20 protein-coding genes are annotated in these 20,044 nt (G+C 35.5%); 9 read left to right on the top strand and 11 right to left on the bottom strand.

Features of this window, described 5'->3' with window-relative positions:
• Positions 1–76 precede the first annotated feature (76 nt).
• The 9 genes from CH354_RS16845 to CH354_RS16805 form a co-directional block, all read right to left on the bottom strand.
• Positions 77–598: a GNAT family N-acetyltransferase gene (locus tag CH354_RS16845; RefSeq protein WP_243396134.1), complete on the bottom strand. Its 522-nt coding sequence runs from the start codon at positions 596–598 to the stop codon at positions 77–79.
• Positions 599–637: 39 nt separating this feature from the next.
• Positions 638–2,281, bottom strand: a complete 1,644-nt coding sequence (locus tag CH354_RS16840; RefSeq protein ID WP_100766548.1) for a PEGA domain-containing protein — start codon at positions 2,279–2,281, stop codon at positions 638–640.
• The gene (locus CH354_RS16835) at positions 2,271–3,041 is read right to left on the bottom strand and encodes an ABC transporter permease subunit (RefSeq protein WP_100727299.1); all 771 of its coding nucleotides are present in this window, start codon (positions 3,039–3,041) and stop codon (positions 2,271–2,273) included. The genes CH354_RS16840 and CH354_RS16835 overlap by 11 nt, the downstream gene beginning before the upstream one ends.
• Positions 3,031–3,921, bottom strand: coding sequence for an ABC transporter permease subunit (locus CH354_RS16830; RefSeq protein ID WP_100727300.1), 891 nt, complete (start codon positions 3,919–3,921; stop codon positions 3,031–3,033). The genes CH354_RS16835 and CH354_RS16830 overlap by 11 nt, the downstream gene beginning before the upstream one ends.
• Before the next feature lie 4 nt (positions 3,922–3,925).
• On the bottom strand, positions 3,926–4,387 hold the full coding sequence (locus CH354_RS16825) for a PTS sugar transporter subunit IIA (protein ID WP_100720110.1): 462 nt from the start codon (positions 4,385–4,387) through the stop codon (positions 3,926–3,928).
• A gap of 35 nt (positions 4,388–4,422) precedes the next feature.
• A complete protein-coding gene (locus CH354_RS16820; RefSeq protein WP_243396133.1) occupies positions 4,423–5,316 on the bottom strand; it encodes a hypothetical protein in 894 nt (297 codons plus the stop codon).
• A gap of 9 nt (positions 5,317–5,325) precedes the next feature.
• A complete protein-coding gene (locus tag CH354_RS16815) occupies positions 5,326–6,324 on the bottom strand; it encodes an ATP-binding protein (protein ID WP_207762700.1) in 999 nt (332 codons plus the stop codon).
• A gap of 168 nt (positions 6,325–6,492) precedes the next feature.
• Positions 6,493–6,771, bottom strand: coding sequence for a hypothetical protein (locus CH354_RS16810; protein WP_002973362.1), 279 nt, complete (start codon positions 6,769–6,771; stop codon positions 6,493–6,495).
• Positions 6,772–6,849: 78 nt separating this feature from the next.
• Complete coding sequence (locus tag CH354_RS16805) at positions 6,850–8,391, bottom strand: cellulose synthase family protein (RefSeq protein ID WP_100766546.1); 1,542 nt, start codon at positions 8,389–8,391, stop codon at positions 6,850–6,852.
• 120 nt (positions 8,392–8,511) lie between these two features.
• On the opposite strand from CH354_RS16805, the gene CH354_RS16800 reads away from it, so the two are divergent.
• Positions 8,512–10,695, top strand: a complete 2,184-nt coding sequence (locus tag CH354_RS16800; protein ID WP_100727302.1) for a hypothetical protein — start codon at positions 8,512–8,514, stop codon at positions 10,693–10,695.
• On the top strand, positions 10,692–11,435 hold the full coding sequence (locus CH354_RS16795; protein ID WP_100727303.1) for a motility protein A: 744 nt from the start codon (positions 10,692–10,694) through the stop codon (positions 11,433–11,435). The genes CH354_RS16800 and CH354_RS16795 overlap by 4 nt, the downstream gene beginning before the upstream one ends.
• 13 nt (positions 11,436–11,448) lie before the next feature.
• On the opposite strand, the gene CH354_RS16790 is transcribed toward CH354_RS16795, so the two are convergent.
• On the bottom strand, positions 11,449–12,429 hold the full coding sequence (locus CH354_RS16790) for a class I SAM-dependent methyltransferase (RefSeq protein ID WP_100727304.1): 981 nt from the start codon (positions 12,427–12,429) through the stop codon (positions 11,449–11,451).
• Between the two features lie 206 nt (positions 12,430–12,635).
• Between CH354_RS16790 and CH354_RS16785 the strand changes: the two genes are divergently transcribed.
• From CH354_RS16785 to CH354_RS16760, 6 genes are all read left to right on the top strand, one after another.
• A complete protein-coding gene (locus CH354_RS16785) occupies positions 12,636–13,049 on the top strand; it encodes a ribonuclease HI family protein (protein ID WP_100727305.1) in 414 nt (137 codons plus the stop codon).
• Positions 13,046–13,408: a hypothetical protein gene (locus CH354_RS16780; protein ID WP_100720118.1), complete on the top strand. Its 363-nt coding sequence runs from the start codon at positions 13,046–13,048 to the stop codon at positions 13,406–13,408. The genes CH354_RS16785 and CH354_RS16780 overlap by 4 nt, the downstream gene beginning before the upstream one ends.
• 33 nt (positions 13,409–13,441) lie before the next feature.
• Positions 13,442–13,864, top strand: a complete 423-nt coding sequence (locus tag CH354_RS16775) for a Fur family transcriptional regulator (RefSeq protein WP_100727306.1) — start codon at positions 13,442–13,444, stop codon at positions 13,862–13,864.
• Complete coding sequence (locus CH354_RS16770) at positions 13,846–15,141, top strand: CCA tRNA nucleotidyltransferase (protein ID WP_409036401.1); 1,296 nt, start codon at positions 13,846–13,848, stop codon at positions 15,139–15,141. Before CH354_RS16775 ends, CH354_RS16770 begins: the two co-directional genes overlap by 19 nt.
• A 179-nt stretch (positions 15,142–15,320) precedes the next feature.
• Entirely contained in the window at positions 15,321–16,838 is a 1,518-nt protein-coding gene (locus tag CH354_RS16765; protein ID WP_100727307.1) for an outer membrane beta-barrel protein, read from the top strand.
• Between the two features lie 4 nt (positions 16,839–16,842).
• Positions 16,843–17,313: a hypothetical protein gene (locus CH354_RS16760; RefSeq protein WP_100727308.1), complete on the top strand. Its 471-nt coding sequence runs from the start codon at positions 16,843–16,845 to the stop codon at positions 17,311–17,313.
• Positions 17,314–17,413: 100 nt separating this feature from the next.
• On the opposite strand, the gene CH354_RS16755 is transcribed toward CH354_RS16760, so the two are convergent.
• On the bottom strand, positions 17,414–17,860 hold the full coding sequence (locus CH354_RS16755) for a hypothetical protein (RefSeq protein WP_100727309.1): 447 nt from the start codon (positions 17,858–17,860) through the stop codon (positions 17,414–17,416).
• 115 nt (positions 17,861–17,975) lie between these two features.
• On the opposite strand from CH354_RS16755, the gene CH354_RS16750 reads away from it, so the two are divergent.
• Entirely contained in the window at positions 17,976–20,015 is a 2,040-nt protein-coding gene (locus tag CH354_RS16750) for a methyl-accepting chemotaxis protein (protein WP_243396132.1), read from the top strand.
• Positions 20,016–20,044 lie beyond the last annotated feature (29 nt).

Below are 20,044 nucleotides of genomic sequence, written 5' to 3'. Positions count from 1 at the left end.
GGTAAATGGAGCGTATTGGGTGGCGGGTGGATTACCCCACCCAGTTCGATACGGGCGGGGATCTATACCTTCTGATTCACTCGTTCATTATTTTTTTCATGACAGTCACCAAACGACTACCTAACGGAACCATTTCCACCTTCTCCCAACCAAGTCGAGCATACAGATCGACAGCAGTATCGGAAAACAAATACAGTTCAGAAAATCTCCTTTGTTTTGCCAAAAATTCCAGTTGTTCACAAAGTAATGCACCATACCCGTTTCGTCGCATCTCAGGAATTGTATATACCAAACCTAACCAGTGTTTATGAATTTTAAACTTTGGCTGATGGTCCAAAAGACCAACATGATGGTAAATACCTCCTGTTGCAATTGGAACGGAATCAATTGTCATAATAATCTGTAACTGTGTTTCATCACTCAGCACCGATTTTATCTTAGCAAAAGATTTATCTAAAGGAATTTTCCACTCTTCATGATACCAATTTGTAATGAGTGAAATTAATTCATGATCATGAGAGGACAGGATTTTGAACTCAAATTGACTCACAAACTTAGATTTAACTCCTAATAATGATTCATAAATAAGATGAATCAATGAATTCTCGAAGAAACTGAATTCATTTAAGGTATACTTTTAATAACGAAGATGGAATTGCATGTAACTATAACCTTCCATTGCCGACTGACCATGGTTAGCATATGCTGGGTTGATTGGCAAATATCCAATTTCGATTGTTTCCTTATCTAATCCTAAATAGTAAAAGGTAGCAGCAGAGACAAGCATAAGACCCATTAAAATCACCATTGGTCCAGCTACCAATTGCCTATCCCTTCGATTTTCTGTTGGCAAAGTTCCTGCAATACGTTTTAAATTTTTTGCTTTTGATTCTGCATTATCGATCACTTGATTTTGTGTGGAATACCAAAAAAAGAATTCATTTGGATTATTTTCATAAAAGGATCTAATCGCAATCGCATTTGTCAAAGTTACTTGAGATCGTGCTCCCGAATAAGCTTGCCTAGATGCATAATTTAAATATGCATAACTTGCATAAAATAATAACGCACCATACAGAGAATAAGTCGTAAAATCTTTATAGGTATGATCGAGAAATACATTTTGTTTATTCTTATAATATACGTCAGACTGACCTTCGCGCATTTGAACATCCAAAGAAGTTTCTTCGTTTTCGATTGCATCAATAGAACGAAAAGCATCGACATATCCTTCTTTTGATAATCGGAGTCGGTTCATACCTGCTGGTATGGACAACCGCTGTATCGGTGTTTTTCCCAAGTATTGAATCCCTAAGTAAACATCTGATTCAACATTGGAAGTGACTGAAATATAAGAACTACTCAACTTTAAAGAAAGTTTAACATCGACTTCGAATTTTTTCCCTTTTTCAAGAATGACTTCCGACTTATAAGGATGAAATCCTTCTTTAAAAAGAAATAATGATCGTCTCCCAATTGGAAACTTTTTCTCGGCAAGTGGAGTTTTTCCTAAATAAATTCCATCTAAATAGACTAAGGCACCCTCTTCTCCGTTTGCAGTCAAACTGAACGAAGTTGTCTCTTTTCCTTGCAATTTTTCTTTTATGGATTCACCAAGTGGACCCATTTCTTGGTATGCCCGGATTACGGACGTTTGGTGCTCAAAAGGAATTGTTTTCCCTTCATAATCATCGAACAAATAAACTTTCGTACGAAGTGAATTCTCAATCACTTCGTACGAGCCAAAAAGAAGGTAATCACAACCATATTTAGATGCAGTTCCATATACCTCATCAACACGCAATGGCTTTTTATCCCACATCTGTTTGATCGCAATCTTGATATACCGGGGATCTTTTTCAGGAGAAACTTGTTTTTTCCCGATTCTTACATCTTCTAAGTCTTTTTCGTCGCTTATCTCTTTCTTTTTTCTTTTTACATTTGGAGACTCTGAATCAATTTTTTCTTGTAAGGTCAACACAGGATTTTCACCAAAAGAATGATAAATGATATTCTTTCTAGGATATTCTACAAGTTTATTTTCTAAATTTCTAAGTTCAGAAAGTAAAACGGAAGGAATTCCTTTCATTAGATATTCTTTACTCGCATCTTCCTTAATTGCAATAAAAGGGAAAATACAAAGATTTCTACTAGATTCAAAAGTAACTGCACCTTTGTAAGATTGACTAGGAAAATTATAATACTCATCAATGGAAAATAATGGGAGAGTATTTCCAAGTAGTCCCATAATGAGCAATGCAGCAGAAATTTTATGTTTCATGTTTTTGATTGCGGGACCCCAATGAATAAACCAAAGTTAAAATAGCGATGATGGGAAGCAAAACGGAAAATGGAGACTTATCGAAATAATCTTTTGAAAATGAGATTTGTTCCCCCAATCCTGGCCCCGTGTCACCTACCGAAGTTTGGATTCCCAAATAAGAAAATAGAGCTGTCGTCATGACAACTGTAGGTAATCCAGAAAAGAATAAAAACTGAAACATACTCCGAAGCGCAGGAAGATAATGTAGAAAAATCAGATGAAAAGGTTTTGCACCAAAACAGAGAGATGCCGCAATATATGGACTCGTTTGAATCTCTCTGATTTTCGCAGTTAGTGATTCGTAAACCACTGCCCAATCAGATACTAAAATTGCGATCATAATCGACACTGGATTGTTTGGAAGAATACTGATCACGATTAATGCAGACAATAAGGAAGGAATCGCAAGTGAAACAGAAACAAAACCCGAAAGAAAAAAATCAGATCGTTTTGGAAAAATCAAAGTTAATGTTGAGACCAAAAAAGAAAATAATATCGTGAGTAATCTTGCCGGAACAACGATGAGTATTGTTGACATCGATCCATAACAAAACAAAGCTAAATTATTCCTCCCCAATCGATCGGTTCCAAACAAAAAACCATCTGAAAAGAAAGGCAAATTATTATTGGTTAGATCAACATAAGAAGGAACCGGTAAACTTAATATCCCCCAAACTATTGTTCCAAAAAACAAAATACGAATCGAATTAAGGAGCATTTCGATACTCCCCAGAGAAGTAATTCTGTAAATGGTATCCAAGTCGATTTAAACTATAAAACAAAATCCCTGAATACATAAGTAATGTTGATAACAAATAAGTATCCATAGACTTTATGGAATAATATAATGATTTTCCAATTCCTGGAAAAAAGAAAATTTCTTCAACCACCATGGCGCCCGATAACAAAGAACCAAAATCCAATACCAAAAGTATAAGTGAAACAGGTAATACTTTTAGAAAGATTTCAACCCTTACAATATAACTCCAAGGATAGGATCGAGTCAAAAGTAATTGAACATATTTAGATTTAGATTCTTTTCTGACTTCTGGCAAAAGATACAGTGACAATCTAGCAAAAATTCTAGAACCTAACGTAATACCTGGTAATACAATGAAGTAAGTGCTTCCTGTTTCATATCCGCCTGGAGGAAACCACTCAAGTTTATAAAAAAATACAATTAATAGAAGTATTGCGACAATAAACACAGGTGTTGATAAAATAAAATTGGAAATTGATTCAACAAATACATACAATTTATCGGAACGAAAATAAATTGTCAGCAAAGCCAATCCAAACGCAAATGTAGCGCCAAATAAAATACTAAAAACTGCTAAATGGGTAGTAGCAAAAAAACGATTTGATATATGTCCATAAACAGATTCACCATTTTGCGTTTTGCCACCATCTTCCAATAACAACCGTTTCCAGAATTCTATATAAGAAGTTAATGTATTTTTTTTAGAAGTTTCGACATTGGAAATTCCAGAATCTGCATACAAATAGGATTTATCCTTTGTATGAAACTCTGAGACAAAACTACTAATCATTGACAAAAGTAGAAGGAAATACAGAAAACGGAAAACTTCCGACTTCACAGAGTTAACTTTTGGAAAGGAATGCCTTTTGGATTTCTTCGAAGTTTTTGGCTTTAATCAGTTTTTCCCTTTCCTCAGGGATGTTTAGAGTTTTTGCAATTAAAGCTAATGTCTTAATGTGATCTTGAAATTTGTTTTTAGGAACAATTAACATGATAAAAATTTGGACAAGGCCATGGTCCAAAGCATCAAAATCGATACCGCTCGGTGCTATCGCCATTGCACATTTTAATTCATTTACGTAGTGAACGGAACAATGTGGAATCGCCACTCCACTTCCAATACCAGTAGACATTGATTTTTCTCGGTTCATCAAAGAAGAAACAGTTTCCTCTTCATGGACTGCATCTAACGTTTGTGTGGCGACCATATGTGAAATCATTTTCCGAATGGCATCTTCTTTCGTTGACGCTTTAAAGTCGAAAATGATATTTTTAGGATCCAGAATCTCCAGAAGTTGATTCATTTGGTATTACTTACTCCCACATTTCCAAACTCGACTTATTTTCCAAGAAAAACCCTTACAAATAAAGACTCTATCAGAAAAAAAACGACCACTACCCATATACCACTTATACCCAATTTTCCTACAAAAAAAGCAATTGGGAGTAAAATTAGGAAACTGACAATTGTCACATAAAAAGAACCATAAAAATTCCTTCCAGGTGCTAATTGAATAAAAAAGGCCAAAGAAGCATAGGACAAGTTCCAAGAATATCCAGTTAACCCTACACCAATTCCCCAAACAAAGAACAAAAGGAACCAAGCCAGAAAAAAACTAAGAAGTATGGTTCGGCGAAAAGAAACCCATGCAACACTTACTAACAAAAATATACCTAAACTTTCTGCAATTGATAGGAAGAATTTTGAATTTGAGATACCTTCCGAAATCCAAGGTAATGATATTGGAAGTAAACTAGTTTCAATGGGTAAACCAACACTAGATGCCAAAGTATACTCTGATCTTAATTGATAACCCATTAAAGAAAATGATGAATCAAATATATATAAAAACAAAATTACTAAAATGGAAATTGGGAATCGTAAGGAATAATGTTGTATTAAAAAAAAGTGAGCCACAAAAGCAAATATCATAGAAACTGATAATAAGATTGGGTTTAGCCATGTTGTAGGGATAATCAATAATATGATTAGTAATTGCGAAATAAGACCGATCCAATATGGAGTTTGTTTATTGCGTATGCATACACCTAAATAAAGAAACGTAAGAATTGATGCTAAAACAATTGGGAGAATCGGAAACGGCGTAACAAAAGCCAATGAATACCCTAAAAAAATAATGAGTGTTAAAAAATAAAATAGATCAGCAAAAATTTCTGATGATTTAATCCCCCAACTATTTTCCGAAAGAATATAAAGGTTTTTTAACATCATAAATTTTGTTTAAACAACCTCTTCGATTCTTTTTCGAATATCAATCCCTGCTGGGCAGTAAACTGTACAAATTCCGCATGTAACACACTTATCTTTATCGAATTCTTCGTTTTTTCCTTTAATCAATTGGAATGGATTTGCCTGTGTTGGACAATATTGGTTACATTCCAAACAATCGATACAACTGAACTCTTTCCTAACTGCTGGGAGTTTTTCATACAAAGTAATCGAATAATGTTCATAAATATTAAAATAACCTAATGAATTTACATCCATAGGTTGAATCGCCTCGAAAACCGTATCAAAGGAAACAATCTTATAACGTTTATCTAAATTCGCAGGGATAAATGCTAATGATTGGCCATTTGTCAAAAAAAATTGCCTAGGCTCTAAGTCCATTCGACCCTTGCGGTCCACCAAAAAGACAGCTAAGTGTCGTTTGGTGAAAGGTTCACCAAAATACAATTTTCGCAATATATGATAAATTGTCTCAGCACCCAAATATAAAATCTCATTTGATAGTAGAGATTTTTTTGCCTTTTTGACATCCCAATGGAATTGTTTATGCAAAAAATATTCTGGGATACCATTGGGGTGTTCATACTTTAAAGTAGGGATTTCAAAAAAGTTTTTAACTTCTATTTTTGGAAATGTTGTTTTTAACAATTCAATGAAACTGGAATATGCTTCTTTCATTGAAGTTAAAATCATTTCTTCGAAATCTAGATGTTGGTATCTTGAGAAAGGAGATAATACAATTTGAAAGGAAGGGTTGGATTTAAATTTTAAGAAATAATCCTTAAGCGGCATTTCATTGATATCAAGAGATGCCAAGGCACCTTCATCAAATGCGTTTATGAGTGATGAAAAATCATAACTTTGGAATTGATATTTAGAACTCGTTGACCATGAACCATCTTGTTTGATTTGAAAAAATTTTTGATCAGCTGTTAATGTAGCAACGCCATTGACAGGTGCGAGAACCTTTGTGCCGTTATGTGAGAGCATAACTTGCCCATGAGTCACTCGAGTTGGGTAAGAATCAGAAATTACGCTGCCCGCAGGAACGGGGATCAGGAATTGACCCTGAATCGTCCGTTCTCTTTTATTTTCCGTTTTGTGAAATTTGCGAGCGAAGGCGCGAGGTAACCTGGGAAACAACACGCCAGTAATGATTTAGACGGCTTTCACCATGTAGATTTCGTCTTTGATTGGGAGTTCTTTTTTCAAGTTTTTGATGTAAGGTAGAATCTCTCCCATTTCTTCGTAGTATTCACAATTGGTTTGCATACGACGAGCGACGGTAAAATATTTATAAAGTTTTTCTTCACCAGAACGTTTTGACCATTTCTTCTTGTTACATTTTACTCGAAGAATGTATTTATCTTGCTCTGATTCGTATTGGCGAACCACAACACAATGCAAACAGTTCGCGCAGTAGACTTTTTCACTCATGGATGACCCCTGAACCTAGGTTGAATTTACAGCTTTTTGGAAGGAAAGGTTTCGTCAAGTAAGTACCATCGCCTTTCCTTAAGCGACGGCACGAAGTTCCTTTTCTGCTTTGGTTGCCGGTTTGAATTTCCAGAACGACTCCGCCACGGAAAGATAAGCGACATAGAAAAATCCAATGGAATAGAGAACCATAAAACCAATCATGTATGGCTTTCCGACCATGAAGGATAAATAAATGCAAAATAGACAATAAGCGCCCATAAAAAACTCTAGGAACGCACGGTAATCCACAGGTACTACATATTTGATTTTGTCCTGTAAACTATCTCCTTCTTTTTCAATTCGAAGCTTCGGAGTGCGTTTGAATCCAGATTGGATACCAAAAACAGCCTCCATCCATGCATATGTATTCATCACTGCAATTCCAGTTCCAATCATGACAAGTACAGGAAGGTAAATCAGTTTCGATTTCCAATTTTTATGGATTTCTCTTTGGGAGTATGCGTAAAAAATAACAGGTCCCATCGATCCTATGGAAAGAAACGCGGCCGATCCAAAAAGAATTTCCATCGGGAGGTCTTCCATCTTAAAGCCAGCCCAATATTCCATTAGGAGGAGTGGAGCCGTAAGGAGGATGTTGATAATCATCAGTGGATGAACGGAATAATTGATGAGGTGCGTAATTGCTTCCGCTTTGATTTTCCAAGACTCATTGGACTTCCAAATCCTTGGGAGGAGTTTGACAGCGGTTTGGATGGAACCCTTGCACCATCGGAATTGTTGGGCTTTGTATGCGTTCATGGTTGCAGGGATTTCTGCTTTACAAACCACATCTTTGATATAACGGAATTTCCAACCTTTTAGCTCGGCACGGTAGGACAAGTCAAAGTCCTCGGTAAGAGTATCGTGTTCCCAACCACCCGCGTCTTCGATACAAGTACGTCTCCAGATTCCTGCGGTTCCATTGAAGTTCATCCAGAGGTTAGAACCGTTTCTTGCGACTTGCTCGATCATAAAGTGACCATCAATTCCAAAACTTTGTGCTTTGGTTAAGATATTATACGTTTCGTTGATATGACCCCAACGAGTTTGCACCATTCCTATCGATTCGTCATCGAAATAGCCCATGGTCCGAAGTAGGAAGTCTGGTTCCGGAGTAAAATCCGCATCAAAAATAGCAATGAAGTCACCTTTTGCTTTCGCCATTCCCTCATCGAGGGCACCCGCTTTGTGACCTTTTCGGTTCGTCCTATGAACGTGTTCGATCCAAATCCCTTTCTTTTTGTATTGAGAAACTAGACCCGCCACTTTTTCAACCGTTTCATCTGTAGAATCGTCCAGAACTTGGATTTGTAATTTCTTTGCAGGGTATTGAAGGTTACATGCTGATTCAATCAAACGATCGACAACATAAAACTCATTGAAAATAGGAAGTTGAACCGTAACGGTTGGAAGATTTTTGGCCTTCACGGAGAGAATTTTTGATTCATCCTCAGCACAGTTTTCCTTGAACCGGCTATACAAAAACACCATCAGATAGGTGTGTAAGCCGAAATAAAACAACATCACAATGTCGAAACCGTAGAGTACCAAAAAGGATATAGATAAGAACGTGAGCATAGTTATAGTCAAAATCGGTAAAAGGGGCGATTTGGTCAATTAATTTGTGCACCGCCAAATAAAAATAGAATTTCTTTCGTTTGCGAACAGGACCCTTCCTTCAATTCTGGTAGCTATTCTATGGACTCTCAATGGAAACGTTTCTGGGAAACAGGCCTCTTCCCTTCACTAGAATTTAGCCTTAGCCTCTCGATTGGTTATGTATTGTCTCTGTTCTTTTATGTTGCTGGGTCAGAATTATCTTTAATTGATAGGACAGATACAGCTTATCCCATTTTACAAGCGCTAATCGCTATTTTTTTTGCAGCTGGGTTTATATACAGGAAATACAAACAAAACTTTCCATTTACCTTCAGTTTGGCGTTACTAACGCTTGCAATCGGTCAAGTGATTTGGCTTTTATTAGGAAACACTTCCGAATTCTTAATTGATTATATCTTTTCCTTCGAATTAGTTTTGATTGGTGGTATCTTATCCGCATTTTCAGTCGGTATATATGGCGGATCTTTACGTGACTTTAGGTTTTTGAGTTTTACATTAGGAGTAACAGTATTTACTTTTTACTCCCTATTTGAACCTAACCAAAACTATTCGATAAAAATACTTTTAGCTATCTTATATATTCTATTGTCGTTTTATTTTTTTAGTACTTTATTCCAACAGAATCCAATCTCTAGCAAGTTTTATAAAATTAGATCAAAAATTGGAAAACACCCTTTATTTTCTCCATTTTATCGATCAAGTTTATCTTTACTCATTGCATATTGTATTTTACATTTATACTTCCAACCGGGACCCAAAATACCCTTAATACTCTCTATTTCGTTCTCTGTGACTTTCGGAAGAGTATTATCACTATTAGGTGGATTAAAAAAAGAAACAAAAGCTGTATTTTTAATAGGAAGAGTTGCCTTGTTGTTTGCTTTCTTCTTCTTTATCTACCAATCCTATTGGAGTTCATTCTACATTGCACTTTGTATCATTGGAGGCACAATTGTAGGGTTTTTTAAACCAAACAAGACACCTTACAAAGAATACATGATGATTGGTATGGAAACAGCAATCTATTTGGGACTCTCCTTTCTTTTGTATTTTTGGAATTTACCAATGGGAATTCGTACATTTACTGCGCTTTTATTTGTTCCTGTTTTAGTTTATCCTTATTTATTGCAAAAACATATCATTAGAATGCCTCGCATTCTAATGTTAGCAGGTGCAATTTTAATAGTGATCTTCTTTTTTTCTCCCCCTACAATCCGAACGAACTCCCCTTTTTCTAAAAAAGAAAACTTTGATCCAATCCCGTTTGCCATCACAAACCTAAATTTTAATGAAGAAAAGTATATTTTTTACAAATCAGTTTTACCTTTTCCTTCTAATCCTTTTTTACCAAAAAGATCAGAAATTAAAGATAAAATCGTTGTATTAGGTTTGAGCTCAAACCAATCACAAATCATATCTTATATTGAAAGGTTAAGTGAAGAAAATCATCCGTTTTTAATCATCACAACCAGAAACAAAACCAATCAATTCCATCATATCAACGCACTTTCATTACTGAGCAGAAAATCATATTGGAATTTTGATATATACTATCCGAACTATTTGAGTCAAAAAATTAATTTTGCACCAACACTTCCCAATGATTGGAAATTAAAGTATTTTCATGAAAAACTTGATAATGCATCGTTCCAAGAAGTAGTGAACCATTTGGATTCTGTATTAAAGTATTCTTCAGGTGATTTAAGAAAAGATGCAATTGAGATCAAACATTTATATTATGAATCTTTTGCAGCATATGCAAAATTTTATCATAATATTGGCCAAAATAAATTAAGTTTAGATGCAATTGCTTATGCTAGGAAATTTGAATCACCGAAACCAGATTTACTTAGAATTGCGTTTAATAGTTTAAAATTCACAACTCCTGAAGCAGAATACATTCCAATTATTGAAGATTTGAGTATCGACTCAGAGTTCCAAGAGTTTGCTTGGAATTCACTCATTCCTATGTTTGAATCTTTGGGAGACTGGAACAATGCTTTAAAAACTATGGGCTTATTAGAAAAATATTACAGAACAAATAATCAAATCGAACAAGCAAATGAACTTGAACTAGCAAGAGTTAGGTTATACATAAACCAAGAAAACTGGAAAGAAGTAGAACCTATCATTTCTACTCGTTTAAGAGAAAATCCCAATTCGGTGATCTGGGAAAGATTAAAAAACGAAATAATTGAAAAAAAAGACTCACTTAGGCGTATCAGCATACGACCAGATGCAAAAGAGGCAAGAATCCAATGATCCATTCTACATTACTCGGTATCCTCGCGGCAATTTTATCCGTTTTTGTTGCTATATTAATTGAAGGTGCCTCAATACGATCATTTTTCCATGTTCCAGCGATGTTTCTTATCGTTGGTGGAACGTTAGGTGCTACTTTTGCATCTTTTTCGATTTCGCAAATTTCAAAAGCGATTCGAGACACACGATTTGCTTTGCAAAAACGGAGAGAAACAGATCTAAAACTATTATTCTTTCGGTTTTGGGAAAAAGCACGAAAAGATGGATTACTTTCTCTCGAAGATGAATCCAAAAAATTGGACAATCCATTTTTACAAAAAGGAATTCAATTGATTGTAGATGGATCTGATCCAAGAACAATTGAAGAAATCCTTTGGGAAGCACATGAAGAAAAAGAAAAAGAAGATTTAAAGTCAGCAAGAGTATATGAAACAGCAGCTGGTTTTTCCCCTACCATTGGAATCATTGGAACCGTACTCGGACTAGTAACGGTTCTCGAAAATTTAGATGGTGGAACGAAAGTACTCGGCCAAGGAATTGCAACTGCTTTCATTGCAACATTTTATGGTATTTCATTTGCAAACTTAATATTGTTACCTATTTCCAACCAATTAAAAGTAGTAGCCAAACGAGAAAGTAACGAACGTCAGGCGATCATGAGAGGGATATTATCATTACAATCAGGTGAAAATCGTAGAATTTTAGCAGAACGAATCGATCCATTTGTCAACCAATCATAAGATTCATTTAGTACTAAATAGGAACGATACAAAATAATTGGTGGATCTTTTGGTCTCTAAAGTCTGGTGGTATCGATTCCAACGTACGATTTATACATCTAAACCCTCTTTCCTTCCATTCTTCTTCTTCGACTTCCATTTTAAACTTGCGAAAATTAGTTGAGAACCAAATTTCACCTTGATCAGTTAGAAATTTTGTAAGCAATAATAATAGAATATTTCTGTGTTTGGTTTGCACATCCCATTCTTCGTGCATTTTTTTGCTATTTGAGAATGTTGGAGGATCAAGAAAAATCAGATCATATCTTTCTCTGTTAGAGTTTTTGGCTTCACCCTCTAACCATTGTAATATATCAGCATTGATAATTTGATGCTTTTGACCAGCAAAGCCATTACGTTGTAAATTTTGATTGGCCCAATCGCAATAAGTTTTTGAAAGGTCTATACTTTTTGTCTTAATTGCCCCACCTGACGCAGCGTATACGGAAAAAGCACCAGTATATGAAAATAAATTGAGTACAGATTTGTTTTTTGATTTTTCTTTTAACCATTTTCGAGTAATTCGATGGTCCAAAAATAATCCTGTGTCTAAATAATCAGAAAGATTGATTCGGAATTCTAAGTTAGCTTCTTTTACCCAATGATCATTCCCTTCAATTGCAATTTTTTCGTATTGATCAGTTCCTTTTTGTTTCCTACGACTTTTCAAAAAAAGGGAATCATCTGATATCTGAAAAACATTTTTCACAATTTGTGCAATATGTGCAAATCGTTCCTCGTGGTCTGCTTCTGCTTGGAAACGTAACGAACTTTTATCATACAAAACAAATCCATTTGGATATCGATCCAAAATGCATGCAACTTGGGGTATGTCTTCAGAATAGATCCGATAACATTCAATATTTTCTCGTTTCGCCCATTTTTCGCGTTCTTTTTTTAATTTGCGTAGGCGATTTTCAAACATTATGAGGGCACCTAATCCTCGTTCCGTCATGGTAAGTTCCTTATTTGGCGGGCTTTTTAGGTAGACTTCCCCGCCCGTATCGAACTGGGTGGGGTTATCCACCCGCCACCCAATACGCTCCAAATAACATACCTACCGAAAAAGTCCTCTTTAATTCAATTTCTAGGATTTTTTTTTCAATGAGGTTCATGTTTTTGATTGGTGATAGTTTCATGATCGAAAATCATGTCGGCTATATGTCCTCAAAAGATACGACTTTTGTTTATTGTGATGGAAGTTCCCGTGGAAATCCTGGTCCAGCTGCGATAGGTGTTTCCTTTCAAGATAATGATGGTTATGAATTTTTGTCTTTATCTGAAAAGATTGGAAATGCAACTAACAATATAGCAGAATGGAATGCTTTGTTTCGTGGTATGGAAGAAGCAATCAAACAAAGTATAAAAAAGATAAAGTTTAGATTAGATTCGGAACTAGTCGTAAAACAAATGAAAGGTGAATACAAAGTAAAAAACAAAGATCTGTTAGTTTTTAAAAATAAATGCGAAGAGCTCAAGAATTCATTTGATAATTTTGAAATTCAATATATTCCACGCGAACAAAATGCACGTGCCGATCAACTTGCAAATCTTGCGCAAGACAACAAAGGATGAAAACTCTAATACATAAATTTTCCTTCCTACTACTTTCCTTTTGGATGGTATTCGGCTGTAAACCTTCCTATACAAAACAATTGGATAAAATTTTAGAAGAAGGCAACATCTTTCAGTCTGCAATTTTTTGTGAACAAAATAAGTTACATCTAAAGGAAAGAGAGTTCGAATGTATTGAGGTTACGAAAAAGGCAAAAGATGAAATTGATTCCATCATCAATCGTAGATTAGACTTAGGAATTGCTCCAGTTATCATTGAGAAATCCAAAGGGAAAGAAATTGAGGAATTCTTAAAAGTTCATACACAAATGGGGATTCGTTATTGGGAAATCTGGAAATCGAGTGTGATTTTAGAATAGACAATCTTTGCCTTCTTGCGATAACCATTTTATATGGCTGGTGATCCTTCTCAAATTCTCAAAAAAATTGGACTCAAGGTTACGAAAAACAGAGAACAAGTTTTATCGATCTTACAAGGATCCCAAAGACCACTCAACCACCAAGAAATCATGGAAAAACTTCCCAAAGAAGAATCTTGGGATCGAGTTACGATCTATCGTGCATTATCTGATTTAGAAGAAAAAAATCTACTCAACTCTCTACATTCGGCTGATCGTGTGACTTATTTTGAATTGAAATCGGATGGCAATCATGTTGTATCACTTGCCCATGGTCACTTGATCTGTAATGTCTGCGGAAAAATCGAATGTATCGATGATCCTTGGAATGGTATGCCTTCCTCAAAACAACTAAAAGGTTTTACAACAGAATCAGTTGAAATTGTTTTTCGAGGCAAATGTCGAAATTGCCAGTAAACCTTTCTTCTTACATTCCTACCTTTCATAAAAATCATTTAGAGATCATCGACTCTACCTTAAAAAATTCAGGATTTGAATGTTATTTGGTAGGAGGTTCTGTTCGCGATTTGGTAATGAAAAAAATTCCTAAAGAATATGACCTCACTACAAATGCAGAACCAAAACAAATTAAAAAGTTATTCAGAACTGTTATAGATACTGGAATCGAACATGGTACGGTAACGATTGTGATTGATAAGGTAAACTACGAAGTAACAACGTATCGTATCGATAAAGATTATACGGATGGTAGAAGGCCTGGTCATGTTGAATTTGGTACAACACTACATGAAGATTTAAAAAGAAGAGATTTTACAATGAATGCCTTAGCATTCGATCTTCAATCTGAAGAGTTAATCGATGATCATTCGGGCTTAGTTGATATAGAAAATCAAACAATACGAACAATTGGTAACCCTATCCAAAGATTTTCAGAAGATGGATTAAGGCCAATCAGAGCCCTTCGTTTTGCAAGTACTCTTAACTTTACAATTGAAGAAGAAACTAAAAAAGCAATCCATCTAACAAAACACATCACTCAAAAAATTTCATTGGAACGATTCCAAGACGAAATATTAAAATCATTTGTAGGTGAAAATCCTGCTAAAATGATTCAATTGTTAGCAGAAGAAAATATTTTCCAGATTTTTCTTCCAACAATACCAAAAGATCTGAAACCGAACGAAACAATTCTTTATAAGCTCAATCAAATTCCAAATGATTTGATTGGGTTCCAACTTGCCTTTGCTTTTTATTCGATTTTACCAAGCTTAACACTAAAAGAATTGGAAACTCATTTACGTACTCTTAAGTTTTCAGGACAAAACATAAAAGATTCAATTTTGTTTTTTGATTTGTTAACAAAGTGGAATCAAATTGAGAATACAAATTCACTTGCAACATATACAATTAAAAAAGATTATTTAGCGCCAGTTAAACGGCATTTTTTGAATCGGTATGAATTGAATCAGAACTTTTTTAAAAAATTAAAACCAATTTTTGGTGATCAAATCGAAACGATGATCACAATTTGGGAAAAAAATCCTCCCTTATTACTTTCCGATTTGGCACTGAACGGGAACCATTTGAGTGAAAATTTTCCAAACTTACCAAAAACGAAATTTGGAGAGGTCTTAAACCAACTTTTGGACCTCGTTTTACAAACGCCTAAAGAAAATGAATATCTAAGACTTATCCAACATACTGCTGAAATTATAAACAAATTGTCCAAATAATTCCAACAAAATAAGAAAACCTCCGGACGATTTGTTCTCTTTTTAATCAAAATTTGCCTTTTTTTCCTGATTTTCTCCCCTGAAATCGGAACCTCTCATTTTTTATTCCAATTCTAACCCTATCAATTGCCAACCTGGTACACAACTTGCACATCAAGTTCACATAGGAGAAATGGCAAATGAGAAATAAATACACTCTATTAGCGACGATCGTTGCTACCTTATTTTCCCAGGCTTCCCTTTTTGCTCAGACAAAAAAGGACAAAGACAAGCCTTGGTATGAGTTGGTAAATTTTTCCGGATATGTGGACGTATACTATAACTATACATCAAATAACCGGCAAGGGGCAACCCAAGATACTGCAGGAACATTTCACACTTACAACAAACAATTTGCTGTAAACGCTGTGAAGTTGTCTATGGAAAAGTTAGCGGATAAGGAAAGCCCGTGGGGATTTCGTTTGGATATGCAAAATGGACAGAACAACATGTACCAAGAGCGTCCATACCAAACTACTAACTCTCTCCATAACATGCAATTGTTACAACAAGCATATGTTTCAGCTTACTTCCCAGTCTTAAAAGGATTAACAGTTGATGCTGGTAAGATGGCGACACACATCGGACTAGAGTTACTCGATTCGAAAGACAACATTGCTTACACCATTGGTTACGTGTTCTTTAACACAATCCCCTTTATCCATACTGGTGCGAGAGCAAACCTTCAAATCAATGATCGTTTATCAACTGGTCTATACCTCTATAACAGTGCGCAAGGAACAGGTTACACTGGTAACGGTCAACAATTTGGTTACGTAGGTTTATCACCTTACGGTGATGCTGCTGGTGGATCAAGTCTCACAAGCACTCAACAACATGCATATGCTGATGGTCCAAACCCAACAAGAGCGATCGGAACACAAGTAAAGTATGACGTTGTTCCTGATAAATTCCAAGTTGTATGGAACACATTGCAAGCAAACGACAACATCAAAGGTAGACAAGACAATAGCCTTTACTACTTAGAACAAGCAACTGGAACATCTTTTCCAAAACAGTCTTCTTTCAAAACAGACCATTGGATGATCCAAAACTTGATTTTAATCTTCAAGCCAACTGACAAGTTAACGACAATCTTTGACTATACTTATGGTGATAGATCAGGTCAAACAAACACAGCAGCTTATGGATATGAGCCAGGTGGGATCACTCGTAACAAGGTTGTCTCTGCTCTACCTGACGTAACTGTTCCCGAATTAGCTTCAGGACTTACCGCCGCAGGTTTAACAGGAGATACCAACCTTTCTCGTGAGAATAAAGTGAGAAGAATTTATCAAACTTACCAAGTGCAAGCAAAGTATCAATTCACTGATACCTTCGCATTGGGTTTTCGATTTGAGTATTTGGATGACAAACGATACGGTGGATCTCTCGTAGTAAACCCTCCATTATTTGCAGTGACTCCAACAAACCGTTACGATCTTAAATTCCAAGATTCTATCGGTGCAAGAGCAGCAAGTAACTATGGACAAATCAAAACTTTAACATTCACACCAACTTTTGATCTCACTGAGAACCTCCAAGTAAAAGTGGATTTAAGAAGAGATTGGGGTCCTGGCCAACAATTCGTAGATACATCTGGAAGACCAGCGTCTCACCAAAACGGTATCATCGTTGGTATGGTAGCAAAATTCTAAGGAGATGAAAATGAATCAGAATAAAAAAACTTTGAAATCAAGTTTGCTTGGAATCTCTTTGGCCCTTCTTTTAGCAACCAGCTTCGTTGGTTGCACAGAGTCAGGAGCGAAAAAGGAAGATGATCCAAGTATCTTACTTTACTTGGCAAACAACCCTAATAGCGCAAATGAAGTGCAAAGGATTTGTTTAGGAACTTACGCAGCTGCGAACTCTTGTGTAGGAGGAACTGAATTCTTTAACCCTGGAGTAGGATGTTCCCTCATAAAATTAGGCGGTAAAACAACAGACGAATTGAATGCATTAAAAGAATGTGTGCTTAAAAAAGTAAACGATGCAGTTCAACCTTGTAACTTACCACAGTTTACTTACGCTCTTGCTCAACAAGCCCTTGCAGGTGCTTTTGCAGCTTGTAACACTTCGTATACGACAGCTGCTGGAACGACGGTAGATTTGAAAGGATACTTAGTATACTAAAAACACACTCACAGTCAGGAGATCACACTCCTGACTATTTCCTTCACTTTGACATAAACCTTTTCAATACAAAATCGAAAGAAAAATGAATCAGCGACACTTATGGTTTTTTATGTTCCACCTTCTCAACAAAGGACCTTCTAAAAATCACAGTGATTTCTTTATCTGGCAAAGATTCACCATCAAATTTACAAATCGGTCTTTTATAAATCCAATACTCTCTGTCCCCTCCCCTCTTGACTTCATCAGGATCCCCGATGAACTCTTTGACAAAAATACCATTCTTACCAGGTAGAGTATCCTTGATTTCCTTACGTAATTTAAGACCAGCCAGTTGTTCTTTTGTCAACTTAGCAAGATCTGCCTCACGTTTTTCTTCATCTGTTTGGATATCTTTAACAGAGTTTGACATAAATTCTTTGCACTTTTGTTCATCTTGGAACGTTTTCATACAATTTTCAAAAAGGTTTTCTTGGTTTTTTACCTGTACCGTTTTTGCGCATTGCATAGAGACAAGTAGAATGGGAATGACTAGGGATTGTTTCATAAATCCTCCGTAGATCTTCTAAGAAATGAAATGAGTAAAATTTTGGAAATCATTAATCCGTTTGCAATGAAATGTTATAAAAAATCGTCTGAACCTTAAAATGAGTTTAATAGTAATGAGATTTCTATCGAAAATTTCTATCCAAAGCCGACTACTACTCTTCCCTCTTCCGCTCATTGTATCCTTGGTATTTATATTATTTTTATTAGTCCAATCACAAAACGAAACCTTAGAATTCTCGAGAAAGGAACAACTTGGATTGGTTACGATCAAACCCATCTCAAGAACCTATCGAGAAGGATTACGTAGATTAAAAATTGGGCAAGAGTCAACCAAAGATTTAATCCCCTTACTCCAAGAGATCAAAACAAAAATTAGTGAAACAAAGATCATCAGCTTGGATGCTGATGAAGTTGTGAAACTTGAACAATATTCAAAAATGGATTCATTCGACCAAACTACGTCCCTACAATTTTTGAATGAAACACAGGAACTTTTGTTAAAAATTGGAGACCTTTCGAATTTAATCTTAGATCCAGAGGTTGATTCGTATTACCAGATGGAAATTGTATTGTTTCGTGTGCCATCCATATACCAAAACATTTCCTTATTAAAGGAAATGATTCGAAATGAATACTTAGGTGCGAACGCCAAATCAAAAACATTTTCGAGTGAAAGTCTTACCAAAGCCATCTTAACAATAAATGGAATTGAAGTAACGTGTAGAGAAATCAGTAAATCGTATAAAAAATCCTTTGATGCCAATCAAAAATACAAAAAAGAATTGGAAGAAGGCAAAAAAAATTCAGAAAAAACTTGTTCCGAATACATAGTAGAGCTTAAGAAAACTCTCTTGCAAAACCAAATCAAACCAACATCAGCTGATACACTATTTAACACGATACACAAAGGTACTTCCATCGCTGGCACCATTCAGGACACGTCAAATTTTATCCTCGAACAAATGATAAGCGACCGTGTAAAATTACTTACCTGGAAACGAAATTTTAATATCATCTTGGTATTCATTTCCTTACTGATAGCTTCTGTTTTCGTATATTTTATATTTAAAAGCATAAATGATCCTCTAAAAAAAGTGCTCATTAAGATTGATGAACTCTCAAGTGGCGAAGCAGATCTTACTAATAAATTACCCGACTTCGGAAATAATGAAATCGGTAAAATCACTTACTCCATTAATTTATTCTTAGAAAATCTAAACCAGATCATGAACCAATTAAAAATGTCAGTCAGTGAATCAGAGAAAGTATCATCAAAATTAAAACAAGATGCAATTTCTGTTTCTGATAACGCAACTTCGCTTGCATCTGTATCGGAAGAATCTGCAGCCTCATTGGAAGAGTTAACCACATCATTCGAAATTATGTTCGAATTCATCACAAATGAAACAAAGAACATAGTAAAAATTACGGAAGAAATGACAACGATCAAAAGTTCGATAACAAATATTGAAAAGGCTCTATTACAATTAACTGACCTTTCCAATCAATCAACGTTACTTGCAAATTCCGGGAATGATTCTATTAAAAATACCGACATAACAATGACTGAAATCCGATCTGTGACAAAAGAGATCACAGGAATCATTGATTTGATTACCGAAATTTCGGAAAGAACCAACTTGCTTGCATTAAACGCTAGTATAGAAGCAGCACGAGCTGGTGATGCTGGGATGGGATTTGCTGTAGTGGCAGAGGAAATTTCTAAATTAGCAGACAAAACACAATCCTCAGTGAAGAGCATTAAAAAGTTAATCGATAAAAGTCATCTTGTAGTCAATGAAGGTTCTACTCATGTAATGGAAGCAGTGAGTGCACTCAGTGAAATTGTGGGGCAATCAAAACGCATGAATAATGCAGTAAGCCATTTAAAAGAGGAAATGACAACTCAATCCAAAAGTTTACTCAGTGTTACAAGCGAACTCAATGGATTGGAAGAGATGGCACGAACGATCGAATTTTCGAGTAGAGAACAGAAAAAAGCATCGGAAGACATGGTTAATACGGTCAATACATTATCTGGAAGTGCCCAAGAACTCGCCAATAATTCTGAAGATTTAAACCAAGTGAGCCAAAAAATTGGAGACATTGCAACTAACATTGCGATGATTACAAATACTTTTCGCACCGATTAATAAATGATTTTCTCGACTTCACCACCTAA

Origin of the sequence: Leptospira levettii (genome assembly GCF_002812085.1) — a bacterium.
Taxonomy (GTDB): domain Bacteria; phylum Spirochaetota; class Leptospiria; order Leptospirales; family Leptospiraceae; genus Leptospira_A; species Leptospira_A levettii.
The sequence above is the reverse complement of the archived record's forward strand: the minus strand, read 5'-3'. Positions and strand labels throughout refer to the sequence as shown.

Bases quoted from the DNA above. Each gene is read 5' to 3' on its own strand.
- CH354_RS16760 (WP_100727308.1), top strand. From the start codon at position 16,843: ATGAAAATGAATCAGAATAAAAAAACTTTGAAATCAAGTTTGCTTGGA.
- CH354_RS16765 (WP_100727307.1), top strand. From the start codon at position 15,321: ATGAGAAATAAATACACTCTATTAGCGACGATCGTTGCTACCTTATTT.
- CH354_RS16775 (WP_100727306.1), top strand. From the start codon at position 13,442: ATGGCTGGTGATCCTTCTCAAATTCTCAAAAAAATTGGACTCAAGGTT.
- CH354_RS16835 (WP_100727299.1), bottom strand. From the start codon at position 3,041: ATGCTCCTTAATTCGATTCGTATTTTGTTTTTTGGAACAATAGTTTGG.
- CH354_RS16840 (WP_100766548.1), bottom strand. From the start codon at position 2,281: ATGAAACATAAAATTTCTGCTGCATTGCTCATTATGGGACTACTTGGA.
- CH354_RS16755 (WP_100727309.1), bottom strand. From the start codon at position 17,860: ATGAAACAATCCCTAGTCATTCCCATTCTACTTGTCTCTATGCAATGC.
- CH354_RS16815 (WP_207762700.1), bottom strand. From the start codon at position 6,324: ATGCTCTCACATAACGGCACAAAGGTTCTCGCACCTGTCAATGGCGTT.
- CH354_RS16785 (WP_100727305.1), top strand. From the start codon at position 12,636: ATGTCCTCAAAAGATACGACTTTTGTTTATTGTGATGGAAGTTCCCGT.
- CH354_RS16795 (WP_100727303.1), top strand. From the start codon at position 10,692: ATGATCCATTCTACATTACTCGGTATCCTCGCGGCAATTTTATCCGTT.
- CH354_RS16810 (WP_002973362.1), bottom strand. From the start codon at position 6,771: ATGAGTGAAAAAGTCTACTGCGCGAACTGTTTGCATTGTGTTGTGGTT.
- CH354_RS16770 (WP_409036401.1), top strand. From the start codon at position 13,846: ATGTCGAAATTGCCAGTAAACCTTTCTTCTTACATTCCTACCTTTCAT.
- CH354_RS16805 (WP_100766546.1), bottom strand. From the start codon at position 8,391: ATGCTCACGTTCTTATCTATATCCTTTTTGGTACTCTACGGTTTCGAC.
- CH354_RS16780 (WP_100720118.1), top strand. From the start codon at position 13,046: ATGAAAACTCTAATACATAAATTTTCCTTCCTACTACTTTCCTTTTGG.
- CH354_RS16800 (WP_100727302.1), top strand. From the start codon at position 8,512: ATGGACTCTCAATGGAAACGTTTCTGGGAAACAGGCCTCTTCCCTTCA.
- CH354_RS16790 (WP_100727304.1), bottom strand. From the start codon at position 12,429: ATGACGGAACGAGGATTAGGTGCCCTCATAATGTTTGAAAATCGCCTA.
- CH354_RS16825 (WP_100720110.1), bottom strand. From the start codon at position 4,387: ATGAATCAACTTCTGGAGATTCTGGATCCTAAAAATATCATTTTCGAC.
- CH354_RS16750 (WP_243396132.1), top strand. From the start codon at position 17,976: ATGAGATTTCTATCGAAAATTTCTATCCAAAGCCGACTACTACTCTTC.
- CH354_RS16820 (WP_243396133.1), bottom strand. From the start codon at position 5,316: ATGATGTTAAAAAACCTTTATATTCTTTCGGAAAATAGTTGGGGGATT.